Consider the following 19,371-nt stretch of genomic DNA (forward strand, 5'->3'; position numbering starts at 1 on the left):
GGTCACGCAGTCGCATTCAAACTGCCTCGATATTGCCAAGCAGTATTGAGGTCATGTCGACCGACAGATCACTATCAACTATTGTGACCTCTGCTCCGGTTTCGTAGGTGACGTTGCTGCGTGAAATTTCGGATAGATCCGCATTTGCATCCAGAAAAACCCACTCAGCGTTGTGCTCAGAAGGCTGGCCAACCGCAACCTGAAGAATTGCCAGCGCATCCAACGCGTTTACCGATCCATCCCGGGTGATATCGGCCGCAATGTAATTTTCGGCCGTTGCCGGACCCCATGTCGGATCAAGGCCAACCGACATGCGCAAAACCTGCAATGCATCCAGCGCTGTTATCTCGCTGCTTGCCGTTGAATACGATTTGATGATGTCCAATTGGCCGGAAAACGCGCCGTCTGGTAGATCCAGATCAAATTCACCTTGTGCATTTGCCTGCGCAACAATTGCAGACCCTCCGTCTGGGGTGAACCGGATTTCAGCATTTCCCAACGCTGCGTTTGGAGTCGTCGAATTCAGCGTGAACCCACCAGCTACCCCGTCTGATGAGTTGTTATCCGGCCCGCTACCCAGATTGACAGGAATGTGATCGGGACCACCAAACCCTGCGCCGAATACCTGCTCAGTTGTCAGGGACGTGCCATTAGCTGAAACAAGTTCTATCGTTTCGTCGCGATAAGCGATTTGGGCGCCTTGAGCGGTGGAAGTGAAATCCAACTGCGCTGGGGTGCGCAGAAAAGGATAATCGGTCAGATCCAAACGATCGGTGCCAGCCTGAAAGTCCGTGATCAAAGTCGGGCCACTTGTTTGACGGATCACAAAGATGTCCGCGCCAGCACCACCCGTCATGGTCGTGGAACTGGTGCCCGTAATCAGCATATCGTCCCCTGCTCCGCCGTCCAGAATAGTGTCCAGTATACCGCCTTTTAGCATGTCGTCCTGCGCGGTACCGGTTACTGTACCGAAGCCTTCGACAACAATTCCAAGGTCGGCAATCGATACGCTCAACTGAGTGAGCCCTGCATCCTGTTGAGATGATACAAATATCTGCAGCTCATCCCCCATAGGCGCAACGCTGATCGTTTGGACATTTTGCAATCCACTGTCCAGGGTATCTGCAAAACTATCCATATGGATGAGCTGCCCGTCCGGCGTCATTGTAAACAGCGTGATCCCATCATCCCCGCCCCCAGCCACCACGAAAACCCGCCCATCAACCTCAAGGACTGAAAGATCCTGTACGGCCCCAAACCGGGTATGCAGGGTGTCCAGAATATGATCCGTCGGCTTTAACCGCCCGCTGGCGTCCAATTCCATAACGCTTAGCGAATTGCTTTGCGATCCGGCCACAACAATCCATGACTTTCCATAGGCTTGAATTGTCTCAACCGCCGTAGGAGAACTGATGCCCAGCGTCTGGATATCGTCATTACCGGCAACCTCAGAGAGCACGCCACTGACTTGATCGATCGAATATGCCGAGATTGTTCCACTGGTTGCATCTGCGCCGACAATGAAATGATTCGACCCCGATTGCAGGGTCTGAAGCGTACTGGCAGACGCGTTGATGCTATGCGCCGGGCTCAGCGATCCATCACCATTGATAATATAGGTGCCGATCTGGCCTGTGTCCTCATGCGCAAGCGCAAGCAAGTCACCAGCCCCAATCGTCACCTGAACCGCTGCAGCGATATCTCCGCCGCCCGTCAAGGCATCGGTTTCTTGCAAGGCACCGATAGTGCCATCCGCGTTTAGTTCATAACCCACAAGTCCTGTGGCGGTATCGACATCGAGGACCAGTTGATTATTGCCCGCCAGATGAATCGGGGTTCCGCTGCGCCCGACCTGATGGGCAATCGAGGCATCGAAATATTGTTGGTCCTGTTCTTGTGGGCCAGCCCCCTCCACAAGGTGCCAAGACACGAGCCCTCCCCCGGATCCGCTCGTGCTGTAAAGATACGTTTCCCCGTTAAACGTTTTTAAAGCCGTATCGCCGATACCTGAATCGAGCGCTGCGGTCCCCGTTGCCACCACTCTTTCGAACTGAAGCATCATCGCCCGTTACCCCCTGCCACCCCTGGCAACACATACAGGATGAAACGATGTTCGGTTCTGAACCAGAACAGAAATGTGGTGAAAACAAGGACTTCAGTTCCAGATTAACTCAAATTTTTCGCAGCGGTCGAATGGCTCAGAAGATCAAACCACAGACCAGATCGGCCGAAAACAGCATATCACGCAACGACCAGCGTCCATCTAATGAGAGGGCAAAATGACCAAAGATACCGTTTCGACCAGTAAATCGACCACGGACGCCGGGCCCGATGCGCAACGTACGCGCCATATCCGCAAATGGTTCGACAAAAAACTTCAGCGATGGGTAGGACGCGGGGTTGCTGGTGGCCTTGGCTCGACACTATTCGCATTACCAGCTCTTGCGCAGGCCACCGATGAACAGCTTGCGTCTCATCAGTTTGCTGAGTCAATTCCGGGCGTTCGGGTGGCAAAGCTGCTTTCGAATGGCGACGTGCAGCTGAAACTGACAGATGGGCGGACGATTGTTGTCTCTGCCGAGAACGTACAGATTCTGGAAAACGGCACCATAATGGTTGCAGATGAAGTCGTCGGCGAAATTGCACAATTAGGTCTAGCCGCAGAGGCCGCAGGTGCGACCGCAGCGACCGCAGGTGGCGTAAGCGGTGCCGGGCTGGCCTTGGGCGGGTTGGGAATAGCCGGTGCTGCAGCTGCCGGTGGCGGAGGCGGCGGCGGTGGAGACAGCGACGATGAAACTGATGCCGAACCCACCGTTACCCCCTCACCTCCTCGACCGCCCAGCCTGAACCTGGCTGAGCTGCAATCAAACGCATTGAGCAATCTCAGCAGCCAAACAACAGCGCCGGAAGGAACAACGACTGTCGAAGTTACCATCGGATCGGTGACAAAATCAGTCACTCCTGCAGGCGACGGAAGCTGGAGCGTTTCACTGACGCAGGCCGAGGCAGCGGCCCTGCCTCAGGGGATCTCGGATGTTTCTGTGCGCCATCTGGATGGTAGCGGGATGGAGCTATCGGCTGAAACCGCAAGGTTCGACGTTGATACCATTCCGCCGGTCCTGACCATCGATACATTCTCGGCGGGTGCGGTAATGAATGCTGCAGAACAAGGTACAAATCTCGAAATCTCTGGCACAACGGATGCCGAGAATGGGCAGACCGTAACGGTAGCGATTGGTGGGCAATCCTATAGTGGCACCGTTTCGGGCGGCGGCTGGAGCGTTTCGGTGCCCGCTTCAGATCTTACCACGCTGCCAGACGGGTCAAGCGTCACGGTGACGGCTGATGTATTGGATCGCGCAGGGAACCCAGCAGCTCAGGCCAATGGAAGTTTTGAAACTGATCTGACCGCGCCTGATCTGACATTAATCCCAGTGGGTGGCGGTTCAATAGATCTGGCCGATGTCGTTGGGGATCTTGTCTTGTCGGGCACGACCACAGCTGAAAACGGCCAGATGGTCAATGTATCTTTCGACGGTCAGGATTACACGGGTTCTGTATCGGGCGGCAGTTGGTCAGTGACGATCCCGAATGCCGATTTGTCTGGTTTGACTACCGGTGTGCCCGCATCCGTTTCAGTTGCCGTCAGCGACACAGCAGGCAATTCGGCAACACCGATATCGGTATCCGTTCCGGTCGATCTTACGGGCCCATCAATTGCAATCACTCCCTTGTCGGTCGGGGCTATCCTGAATGCGGTCGAAACCGGATCTGACCTGGTCGTAAGCGGGGCAACAGGGAACGTAACCGACGGGCAGCAGGTAACAGTAACCCTTGATGGGCGGACTTATACCGACTCGGTCTCGGGCGGCAGTTGGAATGTGACAATCCCTAGCGCCGATCTCATAGCGCTTGCCGATGGTGGAGACTTCAATATCACGGGCGACGTGACGGACGCGGACGGCCTTGTCGCCCCGCAAGCCAGCGTCAACTTATCCAAAGATGTCACCGCCCCAACTCTGAGTATCGACAGTTTTTCGGGCGGAGCGGTTTTGAATGCTGCGGAACGTGGTACGGACTTGACCATTACGGGCACTACATCCGCTGAAGATGGTCAGACAATCACCGTAAATCTGAACGGCCAATCCTACACTGGACAGGCCTCAACCGGGGGGTGGTCGGTGAGTGTCCCCTCGGCGGATTTGGCGGCGCTACCCGATGGGGCTACGATCAGCGTGACAGCGGATGTCTCGGATGCCGCCGGTAATCTGGCGATACAGGCGACCAACAGCTTCGACACGGACTTCTCCGCCCCGTCGCTCGCCATATCATCACTGTCAGATGGAGCAGTAGTCAACCTGACCGAACAAGCAACGGATCTGGTGGTCTCGGGAACTTCTGATGCGGCCAATGGTACGCAAGTTTCGGTACAGATCATCCAATCCGGAGGTGCGGTTCTGACCGGCGGAATCGCCATAGTAAACGGTGGCATCTGGACATTCACAGCTGCGGCTGCAGACTTGAGCGGCCTGCAGGACGGGCAAAGGTATGACGTGAACGCCTCAATCACGGATGCGGCTGGCAACACGAATGCTGCGACGACCAGTTTCAGCACCGACCTCAGCGCACCAACAATTGCATTGAACCCGCTTTCGGTTGGATCGGTTCTGGATATCGTTGAACAGGGAACAGACCTCAATGTGTCGGGGACAACAAATGCCGAGGACGGGCAGATTGTAACGATTAGCCTTAATAGCCAGACCTACAGTGCGGTGGTTTCTGGTGGCTTGTGGAGCACAAGCATTCCTTCGGCGGATTTGGCCAGTTTGGCCGATGGAGGCAATTTTGCGGTCACGGCATCGGTTCAAGACGCCGCAGGAAACCCGGCAACCGATGCGACAACCATGTTGGCCACGGATTTCAAACCTATCCTCTACATCGATGATGTGGGTGCTAATAGTGCCGTGTCGCTGAGCGATGCACAAAACACTGGAATGACCGTATCAGGCAGTTCCGCAGGCCTGTCAGCCGGACAAGCGGTCGATGTTACACTTAACTCGGTCTCGCTTGGTTCGGCGACGGTTGCGGCCGATGGGAGCTGGACCCTGTCCGCGCCTGCTGCAAGCTTTGCCTCGATTGAAGCGGGAGACGCCCTCGATTTCGCGGCACAGGCGACTGTCGCAGGCGGCCCCGATCCTGATCCGGTGTCCGAACAGGCAATTGCTCATGTTCCGGCGGCCTACACCATCGTTGAAGCCGGTCGCAGCGGAACGACAGTGACGTTCGAGGTCTACGCAGATTCCGATCGCGATATCTCAAGCGGTCTGGCCTTTACCGCCGAGCTGGGGTTCGATCCTTCGGTGGCGACCTACGATAGCGGCTCCGAGACAGAAAACCCTGACTTCAATCTCTTTCTGGCTAACCCGAATGGAGGTTCCGCAATCAGTTTCGCAGGCGCGGCCACGAGCTATGGGGATTTATCGCAGCCTGTGGTGACATTTACCATGACAGTTCAGGACGCGAACCAACCCATCGTCTTGACGTTGACCACTCCAGACGGAGGGCCATCACAGCTCCATCTCGGCACCAGTGGGAATGATACCATTACGGGCTCGGATGTTGATGATGTCATCCGCGGCAACCAGGGCGACGACACCATAGATGTGTCCGGGGCGGGTCGAGACGTCATCGTTTTCGAAGCTGACCCATCTTCAAATGGCATTGATACGATCAATGGTTTCACACTGGGCCCAGCAGCCAGCGTTTCTGACGCCTTGATGTTCCAGGGGTTGAATACCACATCGCTTCGCGGCGACGGGACCGGTGTCGAGACCTTGGTGGCCGGCAGCACAATTGGTGCCAACACCGGGTTCGTCGGGCTGGAGACCACGCTTTCGGACCTTGATCTGGATACAATCACCAGCGCAGCCGAAAACCTGAATGGTGCTCAATCAGGTGATGAGATGTATCTGCTGGCAACGGACGGCACTGACAGCATTCTGGTCAAGGTTGACTACTCTGGCCCAGATTCGGCGTCGGTCGAAGCGCTTGCACAGTTCGAAGGCCTTTCCAATCTGAGCAGTTTGTCCGACGACAACATCCTGATCACTGACCCAACTGGCACTTCAGCCTAAACGGCGCACGTAGCTTGGGGCGATGCACAAATGTAGCCTCGCCTCTTCAGAACAAGAGGATCACATGGCAGAGAACGGCCTTTTCCCAGTCAGCCTTGTACGGCACAGGAATCGATTCTGGCGCCGGTTCACATCATACCAATTTGTTGCAGAGATGGACGCCTGTCCTATCGTCATCTCAGAAGTTCCGCAAATTGCCACATCTTTTCCGATTGTGTTCCTGTCAAACCAAACAGGTTTTTCTCCCGTCGCACTATTCTCAGTCATCCCGGAAATGGCACCGCCTTTCGTCGACCAAAACGGTCGCTGGCTTGCGCCTTATGTGCCCTCAGCGTTGCGTTGCTTTCCATTCCAGGCAGAAGCTTCAAAAAAGGGCGACTCTCGGTCACGTCTGTTTGTCGACGAGGATTCAGGGTTGGTAACACATGACCCTAAGGACCAACCATTTTTTACAGTGGACGGACTTTTGACGCAGGATCTCTGCCGTGTGCGCCGCTTTCTGCAAAATCGCCTGGCCTCGGCAAACAAAACGGACCAAGTCTGCTCTTTGATCGCTGAAATGGGTCTGCTTGTACCACTGGACGAACAGAATGGCGTCACTTTGACCGAGGGTTACTGGGGCGTTGATCCAATTCTGCTGGAACGATTGCCCGAGTCTTATAAATTGGCCCTGCTTTCCAGCGGCGCGCTACGGTTGATTCACGCTCATCAAGTATCCCTGTCGCATTGCGTTTGGCTGTCCAGTGCACAGAGCCAATCAGGCACGAGGAGTTCAGAACAAAACGACACCTTTGGCGGATTCATGACTGCACTTGCTGAAGAGGTTCGGCGCGGACAATGCAAGGAGGGCGCGATCCATGCAATGGGTTAAGCTCGGGCTTGGAATCCTTGGCATAACAGCGGGGTTACTGTCAGTTTCAGTCTGCACCTCAACGCCCAACCTAGCCGATGTCGAGACATCTTTAACGCGAGGAACGACCGGAGCAAGCGCAACAGCACGATCAAAACAGCTTTCAAAGAACGCTTTTGACCAACAAGTGCGACAGGCTGTTCAGAGCAGTTCGATTGTGGCACGAAGTGGGTCCAAAACAAGGACAATCCAAGCTTACCAGAATGCCGCTGGCGGTGCATTCTTGGCTCAGGCCTTATTGGGGTTGATAGCGCGGCCCGTTCAGACGAACTCCAATAGTAGTGAAGCGCCCCCTTACTGGCGGGTATCGGAAGGTCATGAACCTAGAATGGATGTATTGACTGCGAGATCCCGAGTGTCGGGTACGAAACGCAACGACATGCAGCTACAGGAACGGCTGATTCTGGCAGAACAGAACTTCGCTTTGGCCAATTACACCTCATCGATCCGAACCGAGACCATTCTGGGTTTTCCGGGGTTCACGATGGACACGCTGGATAAGTCGCTATGAATGTTGATCGTGCAACTCTGACCGAATTGGAAGCTTGCTTGTTGAATGTCGCGGCGACACTTGAGCGGCCATTGACAGTTGCAGCACTGAACGCCTGCCAATCTGGCGATACAGGTGAGTTGACCGTGCGCGATGCGATGCACGCGGCACAACGAGCAGGCCTGCAGGTCGGGTTTGGTGCGCGAAAGCTGTCGGCATTTGATGCATCGCTGGCACCTGCGATCTTGTTGTTGGAAGGCGATCGCGCCGTTGTGTACCACGGGCGCACGCGCAATGGCGATCTATTGCTTTACGACCCCGCTTTGGATGACGGTATCGGAGAGGTTCCCGAAAGCGGCGTGGGCGAAGTCTACACGGGCTATGCATTGTTGTTTCGACCCTTGCACCGCGACGAGGTTAACGCAGATCAAGCGGATCAGCGGGGTCATTGGTTCTGGTCGGCCCTTTCCGCAAACCGCTGGTCTTACGTTCAGGTGGCGCTGGCTGCGGCGATGGCAAACGTTCTGGGACTTACGACCTCAGTCTTTATCATGATCGTCTACGACCGGGTCTTGCCCAACGAGGCGACCGAGTCACTGATTGCTTTGACGCTTGGCGTGGGGTTGGCGCTTCTTTTTGACTTCGCGCTGAAGCTCCTTCGCGCGGGGTTCATAGATCGCGCCGGCCAGAATGCTGACATGTCCATGGGACGGCGAGTATTTGACCAGGTGCTGAATATTCGCATGTCGTCCCGAACGGGCTCAACGGGTGCAATGGCCAGTACCATCCGCGAATTCGAAACTTTGCGTGAATTCTTTACTTCTGCCACACTCGTCGCTGTCGTAGACTTGCCATTCATCGCGGTATTCATATTCGCGATCTATATGGTGGGCGGCCCGCTGGCGCTTGTACCGGCACTCGCTGTACCAGTCGTTCTTCTCAGCGGACTGGCTGTTCAACCGATCCTGTCGCGTCTTGCTGAACAAAGTTTTGCAGACGGACAATCCAAGCAATCTGTTCTGGTTGAGGCTGTATCAGGCTTGGAAACCATCAAGATAACCGCCGCCAGTCGGCAGATGCGAATGCGGTGGGAAGGTGCAATTGCACGCCAGTCAAACTACGGATCACGCAGCAGGGCCGTTACTCAATTTGCCCTGAACCTAACTGGATTTACTCAGCAGGCCGCGCAAGTTCTTATCGTCTTTTATGGTGTATTTCTGATCACGGATGGCCAGACGAGCATGGGGGCACTTGTTGCGTCGGTGATGCTGACCGGCCGTGCCCTGGCACCGCTGGGACAATTGGCGCAAACCCTGACACGTGTCAATCAGGCACGCAGTGCCTACCGCAATCTGGACACGTTAATGCAGGCGAGCAACGAGCGGCCTGAAGGCAAATCTTGGATCAGCAGATCCGAGTTTTCCGGGCGGATAACGTTTAACAATGTTCATTTCGCATATCCTGATCAAACGGAAGATGCGATGAAAGGTGTTTCATTTACAATCGAACCCGGTGAAAAAGTCGCTGTCCTGGGCCAGATTGGGTCGGGCAAGAGTACGATTGCGCGACTGCTGTTGGGCCTCTACCAACCGCGTGTGGGTTCGGTGATGTTGGACGGGCTGGACATTCGCCAGATTGATCCCGGCGACTTGCGGCGAAATATTGGTTCAGTCTTGCAAGACATCTGGCTGTTTTCCGGTACCGTCCGGGAAAACATTGCCAGCGGGTCGGTGCGCCCGCGTGATGATGAACTGATCCGTGCAGGGCGCATTGCAGGTGTCGAAGATTTTATCGCGCGGCACCCACGGGGCTATGATCAGCCTGTAGCCGAACGAGGAGAAGGATTGTCAGGTGGTCAAAGGCAGGCGATTGCATTGGCCCGGGCGCTTATCGGGCATCCTCCTGTTCTGCTGCTGGATGAGCCTACGAGCGCGATGGACGTCAAATCCGAATCCGAAATTATACGCCGCCTTAAAAAGACCACGCCAGATACCACGATGATCATCGTGACGCACCGAACCAGCCTGTTGGAACTGGTTGATCGGGTCATAGTGATTGAGGATGGCAAAATTGCGATGGACGGACCCAAAAACATCCTGACGCAGACAGTTCGCAAACACGGGAGGCATCTGAATGTCGCGGCATCCTGATCTGAAAAGCCTCGCCCGTGAAATGCGTGGAGGGTCACCGCTGCGGGGATCATTGCTGCTGCTCCTGATACTCAGTTGTTTGATAAGCGCCGTCGCCTGGGCTCATTTAACTGAACTCGACGATGTCGTGAGGGCAGATGGGCGTATCGTGCCATCCGGCGATATTCAGGTGATCGAAGCGACCGAACCCGGTGTTTTGCGGTCCGTTCACGTGCGCGAGGGTCTGGTGGTTGAGGCTGGTACATTGCTGATGGAGCTGAATACTACTCAGATCGAACGAGAGTTGAGCCAAGAGCAACAGCGTGCCTTTGGTTTGATGGCCCGCGCACAACGACTACGTGCCGAAATCGATGGGGCTGAGCTTGAGTTCGACGACGATCTTCTGACTGGCGCGCCAGACGTCGTGCGGTCGGAGACTGCGCTGTACCACGGTCGGCAAGCAGAACTTGAAGCGGAGATTGCAATTCTCTCTCGACAGCGCGAACAGCGGCAACGCGAGTACGAAGAGGGATTGGTTGACCAGGTCACGTCAACCGAGACCCTGAATGTGTTGGCCGATGAGCGCGCTATGATGGTGCCATTGGTCGAACAGAAGATGGAACCGGCAACAACCCTTTTGGCCCTGCGCCGTAGCGAGGCGGAATGGAAAGGCCGCAAGGTCAGAGCAGAGGCGATGATCAACCGGTTGAAGGCCGGGCTGGATGAAGTGGGTGACAAGGTCCGCGCGACGCGCAGTCGGTTTCGTAGTGCCGCACTAACTGATCTGGCTTTGGTTTCGGCAGAGCTTGCCGCCTTGCAACCTGCCCTGCCCTCTTTGCGTGACCGTGCGTCTCGCGCGCTGATCCGGGCCCCCGTACGGGGTGTCGTAAACCGGATTCACCGGACGACGATCGGCGGGATGGCCCGAAGCGGTGAGGAACTGATTGAGATTGTTCCGTTGGACGACCGATTGTTGGTGGAAGCCTATGTTCGACCCAAAGACATCGCCTTCCTGCACCCAGAGCAAAAGGTCAAAATCAAGATCACGGCCTACGATTTTTCGCGGTACGGCAGTCTGGATGGTGAGATCGTTCGCATCGGTGCCGACACCATCACTCGCTCGGAACGAAGTGAAGAAGAGGTTTTCGTCGTCGAAATTCAGACGTCAGACACGATGTTGGATGCGGGTGGGACAGCGGTTGAAATCATCCCAGGAATGATCGCTCAGGTCGATATTCTGTCAGGCCGAAAGTCAGTTCTGGATTATCTGATCCAACCTGTTCTGAAGATAAAAGACGAGGCGCTGCGCGATTGAAGAGAACGACAGATGGGCAGCAGATAGCAAAGCGCCAGCCGATAGACATCTTAGGCGTCGGGGGGGGACCGACGACTAAGACCAGGTCACGTCACCAAGAAAGATATATCCCGCACCATATATCGTTTTAATAAGGCGCGGGCTTTTGGGATCTTCGCCCAGCTTCGTTCGCAAGCGGGAAATCCGAACATCCATAGCGCGGTCAAAGCTGTCACCTGCCCCGCCACCCAACATGTCCTGCATGCGCGCGCGGCTGATCAGGCGTTTGGGACTTTCAAGAAACAATCGCAGAACCTCACCTTCGGCATGACTGAAAGGTGTCTCGACGCCATCGGCATTGATCAAGACATATCGATCAAACTGTGCGGTCCAACCATTGAATTCGGCTATGTCTGAATTCGGCGTTGCTGGTCCAGTAGAGCGTAGCCGGGCGCGGACCCGAGCAATTACTTCGGCTGGATCAAATGGTTTGGTGATGTAATCATCTGCGCCAAGCTCCAATCCCGTTACCCGGTCCTGTACCTGAGCGCGGCCCGAAATGATGATGACGGCAGCACCTTGCTCAAGCGCAAGTTTGTGCACAAGTGCAAGACCGTCGGTATCCGGCAATGATAAATCCACCAAACACAGATCCGGAGTGACCCTTTTCAGCGAAGCTTCAAACTCACGGGCGCGTGAAAAGGTTTGAGTCTGAAACCCGGCATCTTCCAGCGCTTCCGTTAGGATACGGCGGATTTCAGGTTCGTCATCGAGAATGGTCACCAAAGGTTGTGTCATTCAGGCGGCCTCGGTTCGGATCAACGCCGACAATTGCGACGATGTAAATGGTTTGCTTAGGACAGGTGCACGGGTCAATGCCTGATGATGTAGCGGGTCATTTAGCGGCAGCGACGTCATCAGTATACAGGGCAACGCACCATTCAGGCGGTCGACAATGTCGATCCCAGTGCCTTCGCCCTCCAGCTTAATATCTGATAGAACCAGCGCGATATCACCGATTTCCGACGTCAAGGTCAAAGCTTCATCGACCGAGCTTGCCTCGATCACCGAACACCCCAAATCGACCAGCATGTCCCGGAACTGACTGCGCAGTTCATCGCTGTCTTCAACCAACAATACGAGACCCGCTTGCGCGGACGGGGCAGGACGGTAGGGCAAACGTATCACGACCGAAGCACCAGAAGGCGTGTTGCGCAAATTAAGGTCACCGCCCGCCAGCTTTACCGTGTCGTAGACCATTGGAAGTCCCAACCCCGAGCCATCGCTGCCTTTGGTGGAAAAGAATGGGTTTAACGCCTTCTTTAATGCTTCCCCGGTAAACCCCGGGCCAGTGTCCGACACCGTGATCTCAACCCATATTGTCCCGATTGCATGCGCAGTGATCGTGATCTGGCCCGATGTGCCGCAAGCATCCCGCGCATTCAGAACCAGGTTCAGCAGTGCATCCTGAACCATGCCGGGATCGAGCATCAGCACCTTGTCGGGTAGAGTATTGACCACCGACAACCCCATGCCCCGCGGCAAGGACGGGGTGGCAAGGATTCGCAAATCCTCAAGTAAACCGCGCATATCCGTCGCCTGAGGTTGAGGCGTGCGATTGCCGGTCATGTCTGCGATGCGATTCAGCAGTTGCCCCCCGCGTCGGGCAGTTTGTTGCGTAGCCGTGACTAGCTGATCGGCTTCCTTGGGTAGATCCATCCTCTCTAATCGCGCCTGCATGCCCAGAATAATGGTCAGCAAATTAGAAAAGTCATGGGCAAGCCCGCTTGTCATCTGCGCCGCCATGGCTCTGCGCCGCGTTTGCTGAAGGGCGACACGGGCTTGAGTTTCTTCGGTGATATCCACCGACATGACATAAACGCCACCCGCTTTGTCCGGGGTGAATGATACCCGAATGCGGCGTGAATCCTGATCTTCGGTAAACTCGAAAACCGAAGGTTGGCCTCCATAGGCCTGTTCCAGATGTGGCTTTACCCGGTCATAGGCAGATGACCCCAAAGCCTTTGATATATGAAGGCCCAGAATGTCAGACGGACGGCCGGGCATGACCGAACTGAGGCGGCGGTTTGAGTAATCGTATCGTCCATCGGCATCCAGATGCGCGATATGAGCCGGCATCATCTCGGTCGTCATCCGCGTGCGGGCCTCGATCTCGGTCAGTTGACGCTTGGCTTCTTCCAGCGCTGTGATGGTTGCGGCCAGTTTGCGGTTGGTTGCAGAAAGCTCTTCGGCATGGCTCAGAAGTTGGTCAGACAGTTCTTCTGAACGGGCACGCAGCAAATCTTCTACCCGCTTCGTGCGAGTTATGTCGGTATAGACGGCCACCCAACCCCCATTGGGCAAAGGTGCACCTTCGACCGAGATCACCTGACCATTGGGCCGGGTCCGCTCCATATAATGCGGCTCGAACGCGAGGGCCTGCGAAACGCGTAGCTCGACCATCTCGTCAACATCGCCGACCGAACCGTATTCCCCGCGGCTAGCGAGAAAATATATGGTGTCGCGAAACAGAGCCCCCGGCTCGACAAGTTCGTTTGGCAGGTCGAACATTTCCTGAAACCGCAGGTTGCTGACCACGAGACGCAATTGGCTGTCATAAATTGACAGCGCCTGACCGATCAGGTTCAGGCCAGCCGTGGTCATCGCCTTGATGCGCTGTTCGGAAATGTCCAAATTCATCCTCCCCTGCGCCCATGGGTATCACCAGTTCAGGCGCAGGTGTAGGGAGATTTACCTATCCGTGCAGCGGCAAATTGTTCGCGGCGCGGTAGGCTTGCACATAGCCACGTGCCACCGATCGAACGGCTGTTCCGATCTGCGAATAAGCCTCGTCCGGCAGGTTCGCAAAGGACACGCGTGCCGACCAGTCCGGAGCATCAAATCCGCTGCCGTTCAGCAGAACGATCCCATAGTCTTCCGCCAATTTGAACGCAATATCCAATGGGTGAACATTCTGCTTGATCCAAGCCACGACATCTTCACCGACATATTTTCGCAACCAGTATTCGAAATCGATGATGCCGTAATAGGCGTCATAATGCTCACCTGCCTGCACCTCGATGCCCATCGCTTCGGTCAGCAGTTTGAAACGGCGATGAACCAGCTCCATGCAGGCGGTCTGATAGATTTTCTTGCTGTCGACCAATTCACTGAGTGAAAACAGCGTCATCATCACCTGCTGCGGCAGCGACAAGCCTGCTGTGTGGTTCAGGGCCACATCGCGGCTATCGGCCACAAGCCGGTCGATAAAGCGAATGTCGCGCGGTGTCAGGCTAAGCGTGCCATAGCGCTTGTCCAGGGCCTGTTTGATCTCATCCGGGTGATCCGCCAGTTTCAGATCGAAGATGTTGTCTTGCGCGACAGCAATCACGCCAAGACGCCAGCCGGTGCAGCCAAAGTACTTGGAATAGGAATACACCCCGATCGTGTTGCGTGGCAGATGGCCCATGACCGAGGTAAAATCATGCACAAAGGTGCCATAGACATCATCCGTCAACACGATCAGATCGGGACGGTGGTTTTCCACCAAATCCGCCAGTTTGCGCAGTGATGCGGTGCTTAGTGCAACCGAAGACGGATTGCCCGGGTTGACCAGAAAGAACGCCTTTACCTTGGGATCTTTCAGCTTTTCCACTGCGGCATCCGTCAGTTGGAAGCCGTCTTCCTCGTCGGTTTCCACATGGACGGATTCAAGGCTGTAATCCTCAAGCTCTGGCATTTCCAGATAGGGGGTGAAGATCGGTGTACACAACGCGATCGTATCACCCGGGTTCAGCAGCCGATTGGCTTTGAGAGACTTGAAGATATAACACATCGCCGCCGTGCCGCCTTCGACTGCGAACAGATCGAACTGAGCGTCAGGCCGGTGACCTCGGCACATGGACCACATCAGGTATTCATGGGCAATGGTGGCATTGTGTTTCAGGATGCGGTCAGGCACCGGATAGTTATCACCGATGATCGAATCCGTCAGTTCATGCACAAACTCGTCCGCATCGAAATCAAACGCGGATATGGCATGCGCCGCGAGCTCAAGCAGCGTATCGACGCCCGGCGTTTCGGAATTATCAGACGCCCAGCTTTGCAGCCGTCCATGGCAACCTTTTTGCGCCGGCATTCCGCCTAAACCAGCGGGGTGATCCATCACACGTTTGGATTCAGTTATGGCAAATTGACCAAGGGCAAAGAACGCCTCACGCGGACGGGTGGCAACCCAGTTAGGATTGCCGCGCCCCGCGTTCAGGAAAGCGCTATTGGCCTTACGCGCCTCGGCCGAGGCCAGTTTGATCAGCTCATCCTTGATCTGAAACGGGCTGAGTGCTTCGTAATCGTGCAGCGCTACTCTATCCATAACGTGAACCTCTCCAAATCAGCTTAGGATCAAAACAACGACCATCCCGAAGATGGTCAATAGTGTATTTCCGATCGCATACGGCATTCCGTAGCCAAGCGCCGGGATGCGACTTTGCGCGGCTTCCTGGATCATACCCAACGCGGCAGTGGTGGTGCGCGCACCTGCGCAGGCACCAAACAGAATGGCCGGGTGGAATTTGAACACGTAATGCCCGACGTAAACTGCAAAGATCATTGGTAGCGAGGTCGCGACGATTCCCCATAGCAGCAGCGCAATACCGGCCTGTTGCAGTCCCGCGACAAATCCCGGCCCAGCGGTGATCCCTATCACCGCGATAAACACGTTCAGACCCAGAGTGTTCATCAACCAAAGCGCCGGACCCGGGATGCGCCCAAAGGTCGGGTGCACCGTACGCAGCCAACCCAGCACCAGCCCAGCCAGCAGCGCGCCTCCGGTAGTGGAAAGGCTGATCGGGAAACCACCCATCATGACTGACAGTGTTCCAATGATGCCGCCGATGAAAATCCCCCAGCCTACAAAAGCCAGATCCGTGGTGTCTACCGGGCGGTCGGCATAGCCAATCTGGGCAACTGCGGCCTCGACATGCCGCTTGCTGCCCTGAATTGTGACGATGTCACCACGATGCACGACGGTCCCGGGTAGCAGCGGCAAATCCTGCATGTTTCGCATCAGTTTCGAGACATAAATGCCCCGCGCGATCGACAGTTTGCTTAGCTCTTCAAGCGTCTTGTTATGAACCTCTTTGCTGGTGATCAGAACATCCAGTTTTTCTGACGGTATGCTCAGCAGATCAGGCGCGTCAGCTTCTGTAAGATTGGTCTCAAGCAAACCCACCAGATCAGCGCGGCGGCCTGAGAACATCACAACATCTCCGGCCTGCAATACGGTGTTATCATCTACCTCTATGATCTTCCCGTCACGTCTCAGGCGTTCGGCATAGATGCGGATACCGGGCATCAGATTTTTGACCGGTTGCCCCAGCAGATCGCTACCTTCTGGGATCTCAAAGGCCCGCGCCTCGATCGCGCGATATGCCGAGACGATGCCATCACCGGTTTCGACCGACGTCGTGCCACCCAGTTTAGCCTCATATTCCTTACAGGCCGCGACCAGATCGACGCCAATCAGACGCGGGCCGATCTTGGCCAGAATGATGGCCGACCCGATTGTGCCGTAAATATAGGTCACCGCATAGGCAATCGGAATCTGGTTAGCATAGGTTTTGGCCTGTTCCGCCGACAGGCCCAGCTGGCCGATTTGGTCGGTGGCAACACCGATCGCCGCTGAAATAGTCTGCGATCCGGCATAAAGCCCCGCGGCATAGCCAAGTTCCAGACCAGCGACCTTGGCTGCGATGATCGGGATTACAAGGCAAAGTGCGAGCACGCTGAGCGCAAAGAACACCTCGCGCGCGCCGTCTGCTTTCAGGCCGCGGATGAACTGAGGTCCGACACCGTAGCCCACAGCAAAGATGAACAAGATGAAGAAAGTCGATTTGACCGCCGAGTCGATTTCAATCTGGGCCTGCCCGATCACCACCGCCGCCAACAACGTTGCCGTGACCGTGCCCAGACTGAACCCCATCAGCTTCCAGGGACCAACGAGAAAGCCGATACCGATGGACAGGAACACCGCCAATTCAGGGTAGTTTTGAAGAATATGCACCAGCCAATCGACCATCAATCACCTCTCAATCCGCGCCTGACAGGCATTTGAGGCAAAAGCCGGAGACAAGGTGAAGAAGCGCCCAATTGGCCCACTTGCTGCCCGACCAAGCCGCCTGTTCGAACACACAACCGCAACAGGAAAACTTCGGCCTCACGATACCTTACAAAGGACATTTGTCTATAATTATCTGAATATTAATAGTTCTGCTTGTCCGCCCTCATTCAGAACACCCTGACTGAGCCTGCGCCACAATGCAAACACGCGAAACGCATGGCTCGCCCGCTCTGCCTGCTCCAGAATCGGAACCATGGGCTTCACTGTCGCTCTACCGCAATGCGCGGGCGCAAAATCCTGAGGGGTTCGAACAAATCCATTGCAGCGACCCGGTGTTTGCCATCACATACCGCTATGACACGGCCGACGATTATTTCCGAGACCAGCGCAACCGGCGTTTGTATCCGCCTTGCCGGAGATCTGCGCACTCAATCGTTGGATCGTGTCGAAGCGGGTTTTGCTGCCCAAAAGCCCAACGGCCAAGATGTCATTGTGGACATGTCGCAGGTGGAATCGCTGGATACCGGAGGGGCCTGGCTAGTCGCCAATCTGGTGCAGCGGATGGGAAGCGAGGGCGCTCAGGTCCAGCTCGAAGGGTTGGCCCCTGCGCATTCGTCATTGATCGAAACAGTATCGCACAACATATCCGAGGTTACAGGAGAAGAACTGCCGCCGCATGGCTTTGTGAATTGGGTTGCCCGGATTGGGCAAAAAACTTTTGGCGCCTGGCAGGACACATTATCAATCATCGGCTTTCTTGGCCTTACTCTGCATCGATTGGTCCGGACTCTGATCATGCCATGGCGACTGCGTCGTGCTGCCTTGGTGTCACAGATGGAGCAAGTCGGCTTCAAGGCGCTGCCGATTGTGTCCTTGATGGGTTTCCTGATCGGCGTCGTTCTGGCCTTTCAGGGCGCGACGCAGTTGAAACAGTTCGGGGCTGAGATCTTTGTTGTCGAATTGATCTCCATCTCGATCCTGCGTGAGCTTGGTATCCTGCTGACAGCGATCATCGTCGCTGGTCGCTCCGGTTCGGCTTTTACGGCTTCGATTGGCTCGATGAAGGTGCAGGAAGAGATTGATGCGATGCGCACCCTGGGGTTGGATCCGATTGAAGTTCTGGTCATTCCCCGTGTTCTGGCGCTGTTGATCATGTTGCCCATTCTTGGCTTTGTTGCCGATATGGCTGGCCTGATCGGCGGAGCGTTGATGAGTTGGATCGACCTCGGTGTCAGCCCCGGCATGTTCCTGACCCGGTTGAAGGAAAATACCGGCGTCGCACAGCTTGCCGTCGGGATGATCAAGGCACCGTTCTTTGCACTGGTGATCGGTGTCATTGCCTGCTGGCAGGCTATGCAGGTCAAAGGTTCATCCGAAAGCGTTGGTCAGCGGACGACGGCCTCGGTCGTGCAATCGATCTTTATGGTCATCGCCATCGACGCCCTGTTTTCGATCTTCTTCTCAGAGTTGGGGATCTGACATGGATGGAGCCGCGCTTCAGGACAAGCCCCAATCCGACACGAAACGCGAGGCCGTTATTCGTGTGCGCAATTTAACCAACCAGTTCGGCGAGCAAGTGGTCCACGACAACCTCAACCTCGATGTCTGGCGCGGTGAAGTGCTGGGTGTTGTCGGTGGATCGGGCACTGGGAAGTCCGTGCTTTTGCGTACGATCGTCGGGCTGAACAAGCCCAAGTCGGGAAGTATTGAGGTTCTTGGCGTCGATGTTCTTAATGGCCCCGAAGAAGAACGTCAGCGGATCGAAAGAAGCTGGGGCGTGGCATTTCAGGACGGTGCGCTGTTTTCCTCACTGACTGTATTGCAGAACGTGATGGCGCCTCTGCGCGAGCACACGGGTATCAGTGAAAAATTGATGGCCGCACTAGGTGGGCTGAAGATCAGTCTCGTTGGCTTGCCTCAACTAAGTTGCAGCAAGTTCCCCTCGGAACTGTCCGGCGGAATGCGTAAACGCGCTGCGTTGGCCCGCGCCCTGTCGCTGGACCCCGAAATCGTTTTTCTGGACGAACCAACTGCCGGGTTGGACCCGATCGGGGCCGCCGCATATGATGAACTGATCGGGGAACTTCAGCACACGTTGGGGCTGACCGTGTTCATGGTAACGCATGATCTGGACAGCCTTTATGCCATATGTGATCGCGTCGCGGTACTTGCGGAAAAACGCGTGCTGGTTGAAGGTCCGATAGAAGAGATGACCAAGGTCGACCATCCTTGGGTTCAGGAATATTTCACAGGCCCCCGCGCCCGTGCGGCACAACAGAAGGGGCAGGACAGGTAG

Annotated in this window: 12 protein-coding genes; 7 read left to right on the forward strand and 5 right to left on the reverse strand. The window is 55.7% G+C overall.

Annotated elements, in window-relative coordinates:
- Positions 1–16: 16 nt before the first annotated feature.
- Positions 17–1,930, reverse strand: a complete 1,914-nt coding sequence (locus ACR0I1_RS09850) for a M10 family metallopeptidase C-terminal domain-containing protein (RefSeq protein ID WP_480706181.1) — start codon at positions 1,928–1,930, stop codon at positions 17–19.
- Positions 1,931–2,279: 349 nt separating this feature from the next.
- Between ACR0I1_RS09850 and ACR0I1_RS09855 the strand changes: the two genes are divergently transcribed.
- From ACR0I1_RS09855 to ACR0I1_RS09875, 5 genes are all read left to right on the forward strand, one after another.
- The gene (locus tag ACR0I1_RS09855; protein WP_480706183.1) at positions 2,280–6,134 is read left to right on the forward strand and encodes an Ig-like domain-containing protein; all 3,855 of its coding nucleotides are present in this window, start codon (positions 2,280–2,282) and stop codon (positions 6,132–6,134) included.
- 64 nt (positions 6,135–6,198) lie between these two features.
- Complete coding sequence (locus ACR0I1_RS09860) at positions 6,199–7,005, forward strand: SapC family protein (protein WP_480706185.1); 807 nt, start codon at positions 6,199–6,201, stop codon at positions 7,003–7,005.
- 394 nt (positions 7,006–7,399) lie between these two features.
- Positions 7,400–7,555, forward strand: a complete 156-nt coding sequence (locus ACR0I1_RS09865; protein ID WP_170561501.1) for a hypothetical protein — start codon at positions 7,400–7,402, stop codon at positions 7,553–7,555.
- Positions 7,552–9,684, forward strand: coding sequence for a type I secretion system permease/ATPase (locus ACR0I1_RS09870; RefSeq protein ID WP_480706187.1), 2,133 nt, complete (start codon positions 7,552–7,554; stop codon positions 9,682–9,684). Before ACR0I1_RS09865 ends, ACR0I1_RS09870 begins: the two co-directional genes overlap by 4 nt.
- A complete protein-coding gene (locus ACR0I1_RS09875; RefSeq protein ID WP_480568685.1) occupies positions 9,668–10,978 on the forward strand; it encodes an HlyD family type I secretion periplasmic adaptor subunit in 1,311 nt (436 codons plus the stop codon). The genes ACR0I1_RS09870 and ACR0I1_RS09875 overlap by 17 nt, the downstream gene beginning before the upstream one ends.
- A 75-nt stretch (positions 10,979–11,053) precedes the next feature.
- Here ACR0I1_RS09875 and ACR0I1_RS09880 read toward each other — a convergent pair whose 3' ends face one another.
- The 4 genes from ACR0I1_RS09880 to aspT are packed head-to-tail and all read right to left on the reverse strand — an operon-like array spanning position 11,054 to position 17,033.
- Positions 11,054–11,755, reverse strand: a complete 702-nt coding sequence (locus ACR0I1_RS09880) for a response regulator transcription factor (RefSeq protein ID WP_480706190.1) — start codon at positions 11,753–11,755, stop codon at positions 11,054–11,056.
- Positions 11,756–13,657, reverse strand: a complete 1,902-nt coding sequence (locus ACR0I1_RS09885) for a PAS-domain containing protein (protein WP_480706192.1) — start codon at positions 13,655–13,657, stop codon at positions 11,756–11,758.
- A gap of 55 nt (positions 13,658–13,712) precedes the next feature.
- A complete protein-coding gene (locus tag ACR0I1_RS09890) occupies positions 13,713–15,329 on the reverse strand; it encodes a bifunctional aspartate transaminase/aspartate 4-decarboxylase (RefSeq protein ID WP_480706193.1) in 1,617 nt (538 codons plus the stop codon).
- Between the two features lie 18 nt (positions 15,330–15,347).
- Positions 15,348–17,033 carry an aspartate-alanine antiporter gene (gene aspT / locus ACR0I1_RS09895; RefSeq protein WP_480706195.1) on the reverse strand — a complete coding sequence of 562 codons (1,686 nt, stop codon included), beginning with the start codon at positions 17,031–17,033 and terminating at the stop codon, positions 15,348–15,350.
- Positions 17,034–17,429: 396 nt separating this feature from the next.
- Here aspT and ACR0I1_RS09900 point away from each other — a divergent pair, with 396 nt between their 5' ends.
- Positions 17,430–18,554 (forward strand): ABC transporter permease, encoded by a 1,125-nt coding sequence (locus tag ACR0I1_RS09900; RefSeq protein ID WP_170422810.1) that lies wholly within the window; start codon positions 17,430–17,432, stop codon positions 18,552–18,554.
- A gap of 1 nt (position 18,555) precedes the next feature.
- A complete protein-coding gene (locus ACR0I1_RS09905) occupies positions 18,556–19,371 on the forward strand; it encodes an ABC transporter ATP-binding protein (RefSeq protein ID WP_170394521.1) in 816 nt (271 codons plus the stop codon).

The organism is Ruegeria sp. B11, assembly GCF_056539785.1.